The sequence below is a fragment of the Aquabacter sp. L1I39 genome (assembly GCF_017742835.1).
In the GTDB taxonomy this organism is placed as follows: Bacteria; Pseudomonadota; Alphaproteobacteria; order Rhizobiales; family Xanthobacteraceae; genus L1I39.
In genome coordinates, this window is sequence record NZ_CP072392.1 from 1041740 (window position 1) to 1055050 (window position 13311).

Here is a 13311-nt window from a genome sequence, read left to right on the forward strand (position 1 = left end):
CGGCCATGACCATCGCCCTCACCTCCATTCCCGACGGCGAAAGCCTCGCCGCCTCAGGACCGCTGGCAGACGCGCTCGATGCGCGCCTGCGCGATGCCTCGCCGCTGGAGATTCTCGGGGCGGCGCGCAGCACGTTTGGCGATGGCCTCGCCATTGTCTCGTCCTTCGGAACGGAATCGGCCGTTCTCCTGCACATGGCGGCGCAGGTGGATCCCACCATCCCCGTGATCTTCCTGGATACCGGTCACAATTTCCCCGAGACACTGGCCTATCGCGACACGCTCACCGCCCTTCTCGGGCTGACCGACGTGCGCTCGGTAGCACCTGACGCCAGGGCCCTTGCGGCGCGGGACCCCGAGACGGACCTCTGGGCGGAGGCGCCCGACGCCTGCTGCGCTCTGCGTAAGACCGAGCCCTTGCAGAGGGCCCTGGCCCCGTTCACGGCGTGGGTGAACGGCCGCAAGCGCTTCCAGTCCGCCACCCGCGCCGCCATCCGCACGGTGGAGGCGGACGGCGCGCGGGTGAAGTTCAACCCGCTGGCCGCGCTCGGTGCGGCGGAAATCATCGGCTGGATGAGTGCCCACAATCTGCCCCAGCATCCCCTGAAGGCGCATGGCTTCGCCTCCATCGGCTGCATGCCCTGCACCAGCCGGGTGCGCCCGGGCGAGGACCCGCGGGCCGGCCGCTGGCGCGGCTCCGCCAAGACCGAGTGCGGCATCCACGTCGCTTGAAGACGCCCAGCGACGGCGCGCTCCCCAATTGATCAGCCACCCGCCGCAAAAGGCGTGGCATGACGCACCGGCGTGAGCTTCTGCTCCGCCGGTCTTTGCTGCGCGCGGGGCCGCTGATGGTGCGCGCGCCTCCGGGCCCAAAACGGACTTCGCACAGATCCTCATTCACGCTTTCCAATCGCCTTTCGCGGCAAGGGCCGGGCGATTTGGGAGGGCGCCGACGCTTGCGTTGGGCTCAATTTCACAAATAATTACAGTAGGTTTATTTTTATACTAAATTTATGGATTTAATTATTGACGCTAGCAAAACCCGCTGCCATCGTCGCTGGCATACGGTTCCTCAGGCGCCAGACGCCTTGAAACGACAGGAGTTTTCGCATGCCCGCCCCCCTCCTTCAGCGGCTCGCCCGGACGGCGCTGGCCCTTGGGCTCTCGGCCGGCCTCCTCGCTCCGGTCGGCGGAATGGCCGCCGAGACGACGCTGCTCAACGTCTCCTACGACCCCACCCGCGAGCTTTATGTGGACATCAACAAGGCCTTCGCGGCGAAGTGGGCGGCCAGCCATCCCGGCGACACCGTCAGCATCCGCCAGTCCCATGGCGGCTCCGGCAAGCAGGCGCGGTCAGTGATTGACGGCCTGGAGGCGGACGTGGTGACCTTCGCCCTCGCCTACGACATCGATGCCATCGCCGAGCGCGGCCTCATCGCCGCCGACTGGCAGAAGCGCCTGCCCGACAATTCCTCGCCCTACACCTCCACCATCGTCTTCCTGGTGCGCAAGGGAAACCCGAAGAACATCAAGGACTGGGACGACTTGGTGAAGCCGGGCATCAAGGTGGTGACGCCGAACCCGAAGACCTCCGGCGGTGCGCGCTGGAATTATCTGGCCGCCTGGGGCTATGCGCTCAAGAAGAACGGCGGCGACGAGGCGAAAGCCAAGGCCTTCGTCACCGCCTTGTTCAAGAATGCCCCCGTGCTCGACACCGGCGCGCGCGGTTCCACCGTCACCTTCGTGGAGCGCGGCATCGGCGACGTGCTGATCGCCTGGGAGAACGAGGCCTATCTGTCCGTCAACGAGCTCGGGCCGGACAAGTTCGACATCGTCACTCCCTCCCTCTCCATCCTGGCCGAGCCGCCGGTGACGGTGGTGGACAAGGTGGTGGACAAGCGCGGCACCCGGGACATTTCGGAAGCCTATCTCAAGTTCCTCTACACTCCCGAGGGCCAGGAACTGGCCGCCAACCACTATTACCGCCCCCGGAACGAGGCGGTCGCCGCCAAGTTCAAGGACAAGTTCGCGCCGGTGGAACTCTTCACCATCGACCAGGTCTTCGGAGGCTGGTCCAAGGCCCAGAAGATCCATTTCGGCGACGGCGGCATCTTCGACCAGATCTACGCCAACTGACGGATCGCCCCTGCCCTTCCACGGGCGGGGGCGCCCCTTTTGATCGCCTGCACAGCAGGCCCTTCCAGAGCCCGCAAGGACAAAGATGGCGACCGCGGCAGCATCTTCCACCTTCTTTTCCCGGCGCAGAAAGACCGTCATTCCGGGCTTCGGCCTCACCATGGGCCTGACGCTGACGTGGCTGTACCTCATCGTGCTGCTGCCGCTCTCCGCGCTGTTCATCAAGACGTCCGAAATCTCGTTCGAGCGCTTCATCGCCATCGTCACCAGCGCCCGCACGCTGCACGCGCTGCAAATCTCCTTTGGCCTCTCGCTGGCGGCGGCGGCCATCAACCTGGTGTTCGGCTCCATCGTGGTCTGGGTGCTGGTGCGCTATGACTTCCCGCCGAAGCGGGTGGTGGATGCCATCGTCGACATTCCCTTCGCCCTGCCCACCGCGGTGGCCGGCATCGCGCTGACCACGCTTTATGCCGAGAACGGCTGGATCGGCGGCCTGTTGACCCCGCTGGGCATCAAGGTGTCGTTCACGCCGCTGGGCATCCTCGTGGCCCTCATCTTCATCGGCCTGCCCTTCGTGGTGCGCACGGTGCAGCCGGTGTTGGAGGATCTCGACCAGGAGCTGGAGGAAGCCTCCGCCAGCCTTGGGGCGGACCGGGTGCAGACCTTGTGGCGGGTGGTGCTGCCCTCCCTGCTGCCGGCGCTGCTGACGGGCTTTGCCCTCGCCTTCGCGCGGGCGGTGGGCGAATATGGCTCGGTCATCTTCATCGCCGGCAATCTGCCGGGCATTTCGGAAGTGGCGCCGCTCCTCATCGTGATCCGCCTGGAGGAGTTCCGCTACGCGGATGCCACGGCCATTGCCTGCGTGATGTTGCTCGCGTCCTTCGCCCTTCTCCTGGTCATCAACGCGCTGCAGCGCTGGACCGAATCCCGCGGGAGGGACCATTGACCTCGCGGTCCGACGTCGCCGTGGCCGAACTCCCCACCTCAGAGGGCCTGCCCACCGGCTTGGTGCGGGCGGACGCCGCGCGAGCCTCGACCGGCCACAAGCCGGTGCGCACGGAGCCGCGGGCGGTGCGGATCGCGCTCACCGCCATCGCCCTTGGCTTTCTCTTCCTGTTCATCGGCCTGCCGCTGGTGAACGTGTTCTACGAGGCGTTCCGGCGGGGCTGGAGCGCCTATGTGACGGCCATCATCGACCCGGACGCGCTCGCCGCCATAAAGCTGACCCTCCTTGTGGCAGTCATTTCCGTGGTGGCGAACCTCATCTTTGGCCTGATGGCCTCCTGGGCCATCACCAAGTTCGACTTTCCCGGCAAGAGCCTGCTTATCAGCCTCATCGATCTGCCCTTCTCGGTCTCCCCGGTGGTGGCAGGCCTTGTCTATGTGCTGCTGTTCGGCGCGCAGGGGCTGCTGGGGCCGCAGCTTCAGGCCTGGGACGTGAAGATCGTCTTCGCGCTGCCGGGCATCGTGCTCGCCACCATCTTCGTCACCTTCCCGTTCGTGGCGCGCGAGCTGATCCCGCTGATGCAGGAACAGGGAACGGCGGAGGAGGAGGCGGCCCTCTCGCTCGGGGCGTCGGGCCTGTCGACCTTCTTCCGCGTCACCTTGCCGAACGTGAAATGGGCCCTGCTCTACGGCGTGCTTCTGTGCAACGCTCGGGCCATGGGCGAGTTCGGCGCAGTGTCGGTCGTGTCCGGTCACATCCGCGGGCTCACCAACACCATGCCGCTGCACATCGAGATTCTCTATAACGAGTACCAGTTCGTCGCCTCCTTCGCGGTTGCCTCGCTCCTGGCCCTGCTGGCGCTCGTCACCCTCATCGCCAAGACCATCTTGGAAAGCCGGCTCGCGGAGGACCACCGATGAGCATCGACGTCGTCAATGTCACCAAGCAGTTCAAAGCCTTCAAGGCGCTGGACCATGTGAGCCTGCACATTCCGGGCGGCGAGCTGGTCGCGCTTCTCGGGCCTTCGGGCTCCGGCAAGACCACGCTTTTGCGCATCATTGCCGGGCTCGACTGGCCCGACAGCGGCGAGGTGCGGTTCGACGGGCAGGATGCGCTCTCCCGCCCCGTGGGCGAGCGCAATGTGGGCTTCGTGTTCCAGCATTATGCACTGTTCCGCCATATGAGCGTGTTCGAGAACGTTGCCTTCGGCCTGCGCGTGCGCAAGGGCGCCAACAAGCTGCCCGAGGCCAAGATCCGGGAGCGGGTGAACGAGCTCTTGTCCCTGGTGCAGATCGACTGGCTGGCGGATCGCTATCCCGGCCAGTTGTCCGGCGGCCAGCGCCAGCGCGTGGCACTCGCCCGCGCGCTCGCCATCTCCCCGCGCGTGCTCCTCTTGGACGAGCCCTTCGGCGCCCTCGACGCCAAGGTGCGTAAGGAATTGCGCCGCTGGCTGAGGCAATTGCACGAGGAACTGCCGGTCACGTCCGTGCTCGTCACCCATGACCAGGAAGAGGCGCTGGAACTGGCCGACACGGTGGTGGTGATGGGACGCGGGCGCATTGAGCAAGTGGGCACGCCGGCCGAGGTCTATGACAGCCCGGCCACCGCCTTCGTGCACGACTTCATCGGCGAAAGCCTCTCCGTGCCGGCGGATGTGCGGGATGGCACCCTGTTCGTGGGCGACCGGCCCGTTCGGCTCGACCCGCAGGGCGTCACCTCCGGCCCCGCCCGCATTCTTGCCCGGCCCCATGACGTGGAACTGGCCACCGCCGGCGAGGCGCCCATTTCCGGCAAGGTGCTGGGCGTGCGCACCTTCGGCCCCACGCGGCGGGCGGACATCCAGATCAACGGGGGCAACGTGGTCGTAGAAGCGGCGGTGCCCCATGGCGATACCTTGCCCGTGGGCAGCGAGATCGGCCTCGTGCCCCGCCGCTACCGGGTCTTCGCGCACGCCTGAGGGCCGGCGTTCGGTCTTGTATCCGAAGTCGGGGCGGCTTCGCCGAGCCGCCCCACCGGTCTTCCCTCACCAGCCCTCCAGCACCACCTTGCCCACGCTCCGCCCGCTCTCCAGGGCCGCATGGGCCCGGCGCAGGTTTTCCGCGCTGATGGCGCCGAAATGCGCGCCGAGCGTGGTGCGCACCAGCCTCTCGTCCACCAGGGCGGCCACTTCACTCAAGAGGCGGTGCTGCGCCTCCATGTCCGGCGTCTCGAACAGCGAGCGGGTGAACATGAATTCCCACACGAAGGTGGCTGCCTTCTGCTTCAGGAGCGCAATGTCCAACGGTCCGGGATCGTCGATGACGCACACCGCGCCCTGAGGCTTCAGGCTTGCGGCGATCTCGGCCCAATGCTTGTCGGTGTTAGTGAGGGCATAGACCGCCTCCACCTGGGGAATGCCGATGGCCTTCAGGCCCTCGCTCAAGGGGCGGGAATGGTCGATCACATGATGGGCGCCCAGTTCCCGCACCCATTTCTCGCTCTCCGGCCGGGAGGCGGTGCCGATCACCGTATAGGGGGTCAGTCGCCGCGCCAGCTGCACGGCGATCGAGCCCACCCCGCCGGCCGCGCCGATGATGAGCAGCGCGCCGCCGGCGCCGCCCTTCCCGACCGGAACACGAAGGCGGTCGAACAGCCCTTCCCAGGCGGTGATGGCGGTCAGCGGCAAGGCGGCCGCCTGCGCGAAAGACAGCGACTTCGGCTTCAGGGCGACGATGCGCTCGTCCACCGTGTGCAGTTCGCTATTGGTCCCGGGCCGGGCGATGGAGCCGGCATAGTAGACCTCGTCGCCGGGGCGGAAGAGGGTTACCATCTCGCCCACGGCCTCGACGATGCCGGCCGCGTCCCAACCCAGGATGACCGGCGTCTCGGCCGTGCCCTGGCGGCGCATGCGCACCTTGGTGTCGACGGGATTGACCGAAATGGCCTTCACCCGCACCAGCACATCGCGCGGGCCGGGCACCGGGGTGGGCGCCTCGAAATCGAACAGGGACTGCGGATCATCGATGGGAAGGGACTGGACGTAGCCGACAGCCTTCATGATGGGTCTCCGAAACGGATCGATATGCCGCCAATTTCAGAACTTCCAGCCGCGCCGCAAGACGGCACATTTTCGTGCCCGCCCTGCTCGGCTGCGGCCGCCGGCCCTCAAGATGGAACGGGAACGGCTCCCCTGCGGGCCGACGCCGGTGCCAGGAAGAAGTCCACCGCCAGCGCCACCACGGGCGGCTGATAGGCGTGGGGACCATTATATTCCATATAGGTCAGGTCATAGCCCGCCTCACGCAGCAAGGCCGCGTGGGCCCGCGCGCTGCGGTCGATGGGGATCTGCTCGTCATTCACCCCGTGGGACATGAAGATGCGGGGCGCCCCGCTCTGCCGCTGCACCGACATGAAGCCCGCCGAGGACACGATGATGTGCGTGACGAACTGCCCGTTGGTCAGACCCAGCGACAAGGCATAGCTGCCGCCATCGGAATGGCCGGCAAAGCACACGCGTGACGGATCGATGGGAAAACGGGCGGCCACTGCGTCGAGCGCGGTATCGAGCCGTTCCCGGTCCGGCCCGTTGCCGGCGATCACCAGGTCCCAGGTGGGGAATTGGGACTGGGGCACCAGCAGAAGGAACCCCTTGGTGGCGGCATGCTGCTCCATCATGGGCAGGATCTTCTGCGCGCTGCCGCCACCGCCATGAAAGAGCACCATCAGGGGCACCGGCCGATCCGGCTCAAGGCCCGGCGGAACCACAAGCTGAGCGTCGCGCTCGGCGAACAGGCCCATTCCGTAACGGCCGGGCTCCAAAGGGGGCAGGATGGGCGCGTCGGCGCCGGGCATGAAGTCCAGATGGCCGGCGAGATAGGGGTCCAGCATGGCGCGGGGCGTTTCCTGTTTTGAAATACGATATACGCCGCACCAGAGACGTGTCCACCGGATGACGGCGGCCGCGCAGGCCACTATGGTTCCGACCCGAACGTCCTATGTAGGAGGCACGTGATGGCCAAGCGCCACGCAGCGCTCGACTGCGCCGGCTGCCCGGTGGAAGTGGCCTTGGAGATGATCGGCGGGAAGTGGAAGGGATCGATCCTGTTCCACCTCCTGGCGGGCGAGAAGCGCCATTCCGAGCTGCGGCGCGCCATGGGCCATGTCACCCAGCGCATCCTCACCAAGGCATTGCGGGAACTTGAGGCGGACGGCATCCTCACGCGCAAGGTGGTCCCCACCGTCCCGCCCCAGGTGAGCTATGCGCTCAGCCCCACCGGCGAAAGCCTGCGGGGCGTCATCGAGGGGCTGGCGCGCTGGGGAGCGGGACGGATCGCCGCCCGCACGGCCGAGGCGACCTTCCCTCTGGCTGCCGAATGAGGGCATGCCGCCCGCCGCCTTGGTGCTTCCCTCTGGTGGCAACGCCCTCTAAAGCAGGGGCGACGAAAGCGTGAGTCTTTCATCTCCCCAGAGACCGTGACCAGCCAAAGCCCATGCCAGCGCCACCCCCCGCCTTGCCCGCCGACAGCCTGCGCATCGCCGTCGCCCAGGCGGCGAGCATCCATGGCGATGTCGCCGCCAATCTCGCCGCCCTGCGCGCCGCGCGGGATGAAGCGGGACGGCAGGAGGCGGACCTCATCGTCTTTCCCGAGCTTTATCTGTCCGGCGCCCCCTTCATCGGCGCCGCCTGCGCCCCTGCGGTCATCGAAGCCTGTGCCGCCGCGGTGGAGCGCCTCGCGGGCGAAAGCGCCAGCGGGCCGGCGGTGCTGGTGGGGACGCCCTGGCGGGACGGGGAGCGGCTGTTCAACAGCGTGCTTCTCATCGCCGACGGCCAGGTGGCGGCGACCCGCCACAAAGTGGACCTCTCCCCGCGCGGCGGCGCCGTGGAGGCGGATCGCTTCTCGCCCGGCCCCATGCCTGGCCCCCTGTCAGTGAAGGGTGTGCGCATCGGCGTGCCCATCGGCGCGGACCTGGACACGCCGGACGTTCCCGAATGCCTCGCAGAGACCGGCGCGGAACTCCTCATCGTGCCCGATGCCGCACCCTATTGCCGGGAAGGGGCCGATGCGCGCCTCAGCCGCATCGTGGCGCGGGTGGTGGAATGCGACCTGCCGCTGCTCCATGTGAATGCGGTGGGCGGCGCGGGGGAATGGGTGTTCGAGGGCGGTTCGCTGGCGCTGAACGCCAACCGCTCGCTGCCCATGCAGTTTCCGAGCTTCCAGCCGCGCGTGCGCATGACCAGCTGGCAGCGATTCGAGAGCGGATGGCGGTGCCTGGAGGCCCCCTTCGCCCAGCGCACTGAAGGCGATGCGGCCGATTATGAGGCGAGCCTCCTTGCCCTGCGCGATCTGGTGCATGCCAGCGGCCGAACCGGCATCCTCCTGGATTTCAGCGAGGTTTGCGATGGTGGCCTCTCCGCTGTGCTGGCGCTCGATGCGGTGGGGGCGGACAAGCTGACCGCGGTGCTCAGCAGCCCCATGGAGACGGCCTCCCCCGCCGCCTTGCGCCTTGCCGGTGCGCTGGGCCTGACACTGGTGCCGCTGGACGGCGCGCCCTTCGCCGACGGGCTCGCCGCCATGCTCGCCTCTCTGAAAGCGTCCACCCCCTCGCCAGAGGCGCTGCGTCTGCCGGCACTGGCCCTGATGGCCGAAGCGCTCCACCTGGTGCCGCTGCTGCCCGCGCCGCGGGGAAATGAAGCCGCACCCGCGCCAGTCCTCCTGCCGACTGGCGCGTTCAATCCGGTCAAGGACCTCAGCCCGGACGAGATTTCATGCCTTCTCGCCTGGCGATCGGGCGCCCGTCCCGTCGGGGCCAAGGGGCCGGAGCGGCTCAGCCTTGAGGGCTGGCCCGCGCCCGAAGCGCCCCCCGCTCTGCCCGGCATTCCCGGGCCGCGCCTGACACTTGCCGCCTTTTCCGCGGCTCCTTCCGCCGTCCCGCGCCTCGGGCCGGCCTGATCCCAACGAAAAGAAGAGCTTCCCCATGCATCAGGTGACGGCCCGCCAGATCGACCCCGCCAGCGATGCGGCCATCGCCGCCAGCGTGACGCCGGCACCCATTGAGGAGATCGGCGCCAAGCTCGGCATTCCCGCCGCCGACCTCTATCGCTACGGCCCCTACAAGGCGAAGCTCTCGCTGGATTACATATCGGGCCTGGAAGGCCGGCCGCAGGGCAAGCTGATCCTCGTCACCGCCATCAGCCCAACGCCAGCGGGCGAGGGCAAGACCACCACCACCATCGGCCTTGGCGACGCGCTCGCGCGCATCGGCCGCAAGGCGGCCATCTGCCTGCGGGAACCCTCGCTCGGCCCGGTGTTCGGCGCCAAGGGCGGGGCGACGGGGGGCGGGCATGCCCAAATCATCCCCATGCAGGACATCAACCTGCATTTCACCGGCGACCTGCACGCCATCTCCGCCGCGCACAATCTGCTGGCGGCGCTCATCGACAACCACATCTACTGGGGCAACGGGCTCGACCTCGACACCCGCCGCATCTCCTGGCGCCGCGTGGTGGACCTGAACGACCGGGCGCTGCGGCAGGTGGTGGTGGGCCTGGGCGGCCCCGCCAACGGCTTTCCCCGCGAAGACGGCTTCGACATCACGGTGGCCAGTGAGGTGATGGCCATCTTCTGCCTGTCCCGCACGCTGGGTGAATTGGAGGAGCGGCTCTCCCGCATGGTGGTGGGCCAGACGCGCGCCAAGGGCCTCGTGGAGGCGGGCGCGCTGAAGGGCATCGGGGCCATGGTGGCGCTGCTCCGCGACGCCTTCCAGCCCAATCTGGTGCAGACCATGGGCCATACGCCGGCCTTCGTGCATGGCGGCCCCTTCGCCAATATCGCACACGGCTGCAACTCGGTGATCGCAACCCGCTCCGCGCTGGCGCTGGCCGACTATGTGGTGACGGAGGCCGGCTTCGGGGCCGATCTCGGGGCCGAGAAGTTCCTGGACATCAAGTGCCGGCAGGCGGGCCTTGCCCCCTCCGCCGCCGTAGTGGTGGCCACAGTCCGCGCCCTGAAAATGCATGGCGGCGTGCCGCTGAAGGGCCTTTCGGCCGAGAACGCCGAGGCCGTGACCGCCGGCGCCGCCAATCTGGTGCGCCATGTGGAAAACCTGCGCAAGTTCGGCCTGCCGGTGGTGGTGGCGCTGAACCGCTTCACCGCCGATACCCCCGCCGAAATCGAAGCCGTGCGAGCCGCCCTCGCCCCGCTGGGCGTGGCGGTGCACGTTTGTAGCCATTGGGCGGACGGGGGCGCAGGCGCCGAGGACCTCGCCCGCGAGGTGGTGGCCCTCGCCGAGGCGCCGAACGCGTTCCACCCCCTCTATGGCGACGAGATGCCGCTGAAGGGGAAGATCGAGATCATAGCCCGCGAAATCTACCGGGCCGGCGAAGTGGTCTTTTCCGCCGAGGCCTCCAAGAAGCTGGACGAATTGCAGACGTCGGGCTTTGGCACTCTGCCCGTCTGCATGGCCAAGACTCAGTACAGCTTCTCGGCCAATCCGGCACTGCGCGGCGCGCCTACGGGCCATGCGCTGCCGGTCCGGGAAGTGCGCCTCTCCGCCGGCGCGGGCTTCGTGGTGGCCCTGACGGGCGACGTGCTCACCATGCCCGGCCTGCCCTCGGTACCGGCGGCCGAAGGCATGTTCGTGACGGCTGATGGGATCATTGGCGGGCTGTCCTGACACAGACAGACGCGCCGGAGCGGAAGACCAACGGCCCGGCTCACGCCGGGCCGCAGGCCCAAAGCATGATCAAGCCTTCTTGGCGCGCTCGATGCCTTCGAGGATGAGCTTGTGGGCCTCCTCGACATCGCCCCAGCGGATGATCTTCACCCACTTGTTGGGCTCCAGATCCTTGTAGTGGGAGAAGAAGTGCTCGATCTGGGCGCGGGTGATCTCCGGCAGATCGGTGTGGTTCTTCACATTCTCATAGCGCTTGGTGAGCTTGGTACCGGGCACGCCGATGATCTTTTCGTCGACGCCGCTCTCGTCTTCCATCAGCAGCACGCCCACGGGACGCACGCTCATCACCGCGCCGGGAATGATGGGGCGGGTGTTGGCGATCAGCACGTCGCAGGGATCGCCGTCGCCGGAGAGGGTGTGGGGGATGAAGCCGTAATTGCCCGGGTAGCGCATGGGCGTGTAGAGGAAGCGATCGACGAACAGCGCGCCGGACTCCTTGTCCAGCTCGTACTTGATCGGCTCGCCACCGATCGGCACCTCGATCACCACATTCACCTCATGGGGGGGATTCTTGCCGATCTTGATCGCGTCGATGATCATGACACCACTCGCTTGAAGCCACGGAGAAACGCTGCGATGCAGCGTAGCGCGGCTACCGCTGCCAAGCGAAGGCGATCTTGTCCAGGGTTTTTGTGCCGAACCGCTCGGAAGATGCTGCGACCGGTTGCCCGCCGAGGGCCTCGTAGAAGCCCGTGGCGCCCGTATTGTCCTTCAAAGCCCACACAACCAGGCCGTTCAGCCCCGCCCGTGAGAGATCCCGCCGGGCGGCCGCGAACAGGCGCTGGCCGAAGCCGAGGCCCTGGTGCACGGGGTCGAGATAGATCTCGTAGATCTCCCCGCCATAGGGCAGGCTCTTGGCGCGGTTGCCGCCGAAATTGGTGTAGCCTACCAGCGTTTCGCCGGCCAGCAGGACCGAGACCCGGCTGCCACGGCGGATGGCCTGCTCCCACCAGCCGGGACCGCGCCGCTCCACCATCCGCTCCAGTTCGAGGCCGGGAATGAGGCCGCGATAGGCCGTGCGCCAAGCGGCGTCATGAACGCCCGCGATGGCCCTTGCATCCGTAACCGTCGCTCGACGGATTTCGATAAGACCCGTGCCCATGCCCGAATGGAAGCAAACACCGCGCGTCGCATCAAGAGGCTTGAGCGTCTCGGGTGCAGGTTGGACCCCCTCCAGGTCAGGCGACCCGGCCCTCGCGCCGCTTCCCTCCCGCGCCAGGGCGCTCTATTCAGGGGGGAAAGAGCGGCGGTGCGGCGCCCCGGCGCGATGACGCAAAAGTGTGGATGGCATGATCAGGTTCCTGCTGCGCTTTATCGGCTTCTGGCTCCTGGCCGGCGGTGTCGTCGCCCTGGTTGTGGATGGCACACGCTCCATTGCCGCCTCGCAAATGCAGTTCATGTCCGCGCTCTCGGCCTGGTCCGCCGTCTCACCCTCCACCCTTGAAAAGGCGAAGGCGTCGATAGAGGGCCTCTCCGCCGCCGCCTGGGCGGACGCAGCGGCACCTGTGCTCGACCTGCCTCTGTTTGCCCTGCTCTGTGTGGTCGGCTTCCTGCTCATGGCGCTAGGCCGCAAGCGACGGCGCTCGCGCTTCGATGCATGACCCCTTCCGCAGTGGCCTGCCCCCTCGCACAATGACGGGCGCGATCCCATATTAGGGACCGAGCCTCCGGAGCAGCTCCCGCCCGATCCACAGGACGGCGGAAATCAAGCTCCCCCTCTGATCGGCGTACCCTGACTTTCGCACGGCCAAAAGGCCCGCGCGGCGGGTGCGCGAGGAGTTCGCCATGTTCTGGTCCCGCAAGCCGCTTTCCCTGCCAAGCGCCGCCGAGGCCCTTCCCGGCCGCGCGACCGCCCTGCCCACCGCCGAACGCCATTTCGTGAACGGCGCCGCCCTGAAGGGCCCCTATGCCGAAGGGTTGGAGAGCGCGGTGTTCGCGCTCGGCTGCTTCTGGGGGGCCGAACGCAAGTTCTGGCAGGTGCCGGGCGTGAAGGTGACGGCGGTCGGCTATGTGGCCGGTCACACGTCCAATCCCACTTATGAAGAGGTCTGCTCCGGCCGCACCGGTCACACCGAAGGGGTGCTGGTGGTCTATGATCCCAAGGAGGTTTCCTTCGGCCAGTTGCTCAAGGTGTTCTGGGAGAGCCACGACCCCACCCAGGGCATGCGCCAGGGCAATGACATCGGCACCCAATATCGCTCCGGCATCTATGTGCCCGACACCGCCCGCCAGGCAGAGGCCACGGCCTCGAAGGCGGCCTATGAGGCAGCCCTGAAGGCGCGCGGCTATGGCGCTATCACCACTGAGATTTCGGAAGGTGGCCCCTTCTATTTCGCCGAGGATTATCACCAGCAATATCTGGCCAAGAATCCGGCGGGATATTGCGGGCTTGGCGGCACGGGCATAGCGTGCCCGACCGGTATCGTGGCCGTGGCGTCCTAGGCTCCGGTGGCCGGGTCCAACGGCCCGGCCCCGCTTCGGCCCGTCGGTTCAGGACCTTGACCGGTGGGGATGCGT

Annotated in this window: 14 protein-coding genes; 10 read left to right on the forward strand and 4 right to left on the reverse strand. The window is 67.4% G+C overall.

What is annotated here, in order from left to right; genetic code table 11:
- Window positions 1–5: 5 nt before the first annotated feature.
- The 5 genes from J5J86_RS04570 to J5J86_RS04590 all read left to right on the forward strand — a co-directional run bounded on the left by J5J86_RS04570 (window position 6) and on the right by J5J86_RS04590 (window position 5038).
- Complete coding sequence (locus J5J86_RS04570; protein ID WP_209103706.1) at window positions 6–731, forward strand: phosphoadenylyl-sulfate reductase; 726 nt, start codon at window positions 6–8, stop codon at window positions 729–731.
- Between the two features lie 378 nt (window positions 732–1109).
- Window positions 1110–2135 (forward strand): sulfate ABC transporter substrate-binding protein, encoded by a 1026-nt coding sequence (locus J5J86_RS04575; protein WP_209103707.1) that lies wholly within the window; start codon window positions 1110–1112, stop codon window positions 2133–2135.
- 85 nt (window positions 2136–2220) lie between these two features.
- Window positions 2221–3081: a sulfate ABC transporter permease subunit CysT gene (gene cysT, locus J5J86_RS04580; RefSeq protein ID WP_209103708.1), complete on the forward strand. Its 861-nt coding sequence runs from the start codon at window positions 2221–2223 to the stop codon at window positions 3079–3081.
- Window positions 3082–3128: 47 nt separating this feature from the next.
- Entirely contained in the window at window positions 3129–4001 is an 873-nt protein-coding gene (gene cysW / locus J5J86_RS04585; RefSeq protein WP_247658417.1) for a sulfate ABC transporter permease subunit CysW, read from the forward strand.
- Entirely contained in the window at window positions 3998–5038 is a 1041-nt protein-coding gene (locus tag J5J86_RS04590; protein WP_209103709.1) for a sulfate/molybdate ABC transporter ATP-binding protein, read from the forward strand. Before cysW ends, J5J86_RS04590 begins: the two co-directional genes overlap by 4 nt.
- Window positions 5039–5104: 66 nt before the next feature.
- Here J5J86_RS04590 and J5J86_RS04595 read toward each other — a convergent pair whose 3' ends face one another.
- Entirely contained in the window at window positions 5105–6118 is a 1014-nt protein-coding gene (locus tag J5J86_RS04595; protein WP_209103710.1) for a zinc-binding alcohol dehydrogenase family protein, read from the reverse strand.
- A 107-nt stretch (window positions 6119–6225) separates the two neighbouring features.
- Window positions 6226–6948 carry an alpha/beta hydrolase gene (locus J5J86_RS04600; protein WP_209103711.1) on the reverse strand — a complete coding sequence of 241 codons (723 nt, stop codon included), beginning with the start codon at window positions 6946–6948 and terminating at the stop codon, window positions 6226–6228.
- 123 nt (window positions 6949–7071) lie between these two features.
- Between J5J86_RS04600 and J5J86_RS04605 the strand changes: the two genes are divergently transcribed.
- The 3 genes from J5J86_RS04605 (at window position 7072) to J5J86_RS04615 (ending at window position 10734) form a co-directional block, all read left to right on the forward strand.
- On the forward strand, window positions 7072–7437 hold the full coding sequence (locus J5J86_RS04605) for a winged helix-turn-helix transcriptional regulator (protein WP_209103712.1): 366 nt from the start codon (window positions 7072–7074) through the stop codon (window positions 7435–7437).
- Window positions 7438–7550: 113 nt separating this feature from the next.
- Window positions 7551–9011: a nitrilase-related carbon-nitrogen hydrolase gene (locus tag J5J86_RS04610; protein WP_209103713.1), complete on the forward strand. Its 1461-nt coding sequence runs from the start codon at window positions 7551–7553 to the stop codon at window positions 9009–9011.
- 25 nt (window positions 9012–9036) lie between these two features.
- The gene (locus J5J86_RS04615; protein ID WP_209103714.1) at window positions 9037–10734 is read left to right on the forward strand and encodes a formate--tetrahydrofolate ligase; all 1698 of its coding nucleotides are present in this window, start codon (window positions 9037–9039) and stop codon (window positions 10732–10734) included.
- A 69-nt stretch (window positions 10735–10803) separates the two neighbouring features.
- Here the strand turns inward: J5J86_RS04615 and ppa are convergent, their stop codons facing one another.
- Together ppa and J5J86_RS04625 are read right to left on the reverse strand one after the other, a co-directional pair.
- Entirely contained in the window at window positions 10804–11334 is a 531-nt protein-coding gene (ppa, locus tag J5J86_RS04620; RefSeq protein ID WP_209103715.1) for an inorganic diphosphatase, read from the reverse strand.
- 52 nt (window positions 11335–11386) lie between these two features.
- Complete coding sequence (locus J5J86_RS04625) at window positions 11387–11896, reverse strand: GNAT family N-acetyltransferase (protein ID WP_209103716.1); 510 nt, start codon at window positions 11894–11896, stop codon at window positions 11387–11389.
- 187 nt (window positions 11897–12083) lie between these two features.
- Here J5J86_RS04625 and J5J86_RS04630 point away from each other — a divergent pair, with 187 nt between their 5' ends.
- The gene (locus J5J86_RS04630) at window positions 12084–12395 is read left to right on the forward strand and encodes a hypothetical protein (protein WP_209103717.1); all 312 of its coding nucleotides are present in this window, start codon (window positions 12084–12086) and stop codon (window positions 12393–12395) included.
- Window positions 12396–12579: 184 nt separating this feature from the next.
- A complete protein-coding gene (gene msrA / locus J5J86_RS04635; protein ID WP_209103718.1) occupies window positions 12580–13236 on the forward strand; it encodes a peptide-methionine (S)-S-oxide reductase MsrA in 657 nt (218 codons plus the stop codon).
- Window positions 13237–13311: the final 75 nt, after the last annotated feature.

Coding starts and splice junctions, on each gene's coding strand:
- J5J86_RS04570 (WP_209103706.1), top strand. CDS start 6: ATGACCATCGCCCTCACCTCCATTCCCGACGGCGAAAGCCTCGCCGCC.
- J5J86_RS04575 (WP_209103707.1), top strand. CDS start 1,110: ATGCCCGCCCCCCTCCTTCAGCGGCTCGCCCGGACGGCGCTGGCCCTT.
- cysT (WP_209103708.1), top strand. CDS start 2,221: ATGGCGACCGCGGCAGCATCTTCCACCTTCTTTTCCCGGCGCAGAAAG.
- J5J86_RS04590 (WP_209103709.1), top strand. CDS start 3,998: ATGAGCATCGACGTCGTCAATGTCACCAAGCAGTTCAAAGCCTTCAAG.
- J5J86_RS04595 (WP_209103710.1), bottom strand. CDS start 6,118: ATGAAGGCTGTCGGCTACGTCCAGTCCCTTCCCATCGATGATCCGCAG.
- J5J86_RS04600 (WP_209103711.1), bottom strand. CDS start 6,948: ATGCTGGACCCCTATCTCGCCGGCCATCTGGACTTCATGCCCGGCGCC.
- J5J86_RS04605 (WP_209103712.1), top strand. CDS start 7,072: ATGGCCAAGCGCCACGCAGCGCTCGACTGCGCCGGCTGCCCGGTGGAA.
- J5J86_RS04610 (WP_209103713.1), top strand. CDS start 7,551: ATGCCAGCGCCACCCCCCGCCTTGCCCGCCGACAGCCTGCGCATCGCC.
- J5J86_RS04615 (WP_209103714.1), top strand. CDS start 9,037: ATGCATCAGGTGACGGCCCGCCAGATCGACCCCGCCAGCGATGCGGCC.
- ppa (WP_209103715.1), bottom strand. CDS start 11,334: ATGATCATCGACGCGATCAAGATCGGCAAGAATCCCCCCCATGAGGTG.
- J5J86_RS04625 (WP_209103716.1), bottom strand. CDS start 11,896: ATGGGCACGGGTCTTATCGAAATCCGTCGAGCGACGGTTACGGATGCA.
- J5J86_RS04630 (WP_209103717.1), top strand. CDS start 12,084: ATGATCAGGTTCCTGCTGCGCTTTATCGGCTTCTGGCTCCTGGCCGGC.
- msrA (WP_209103718.1), top strand. CDS start 12,580: ATGTTCTGGTCCCGCAAGCCGCTTTCCCTGCCAAGCGCCGCCGAGGCC.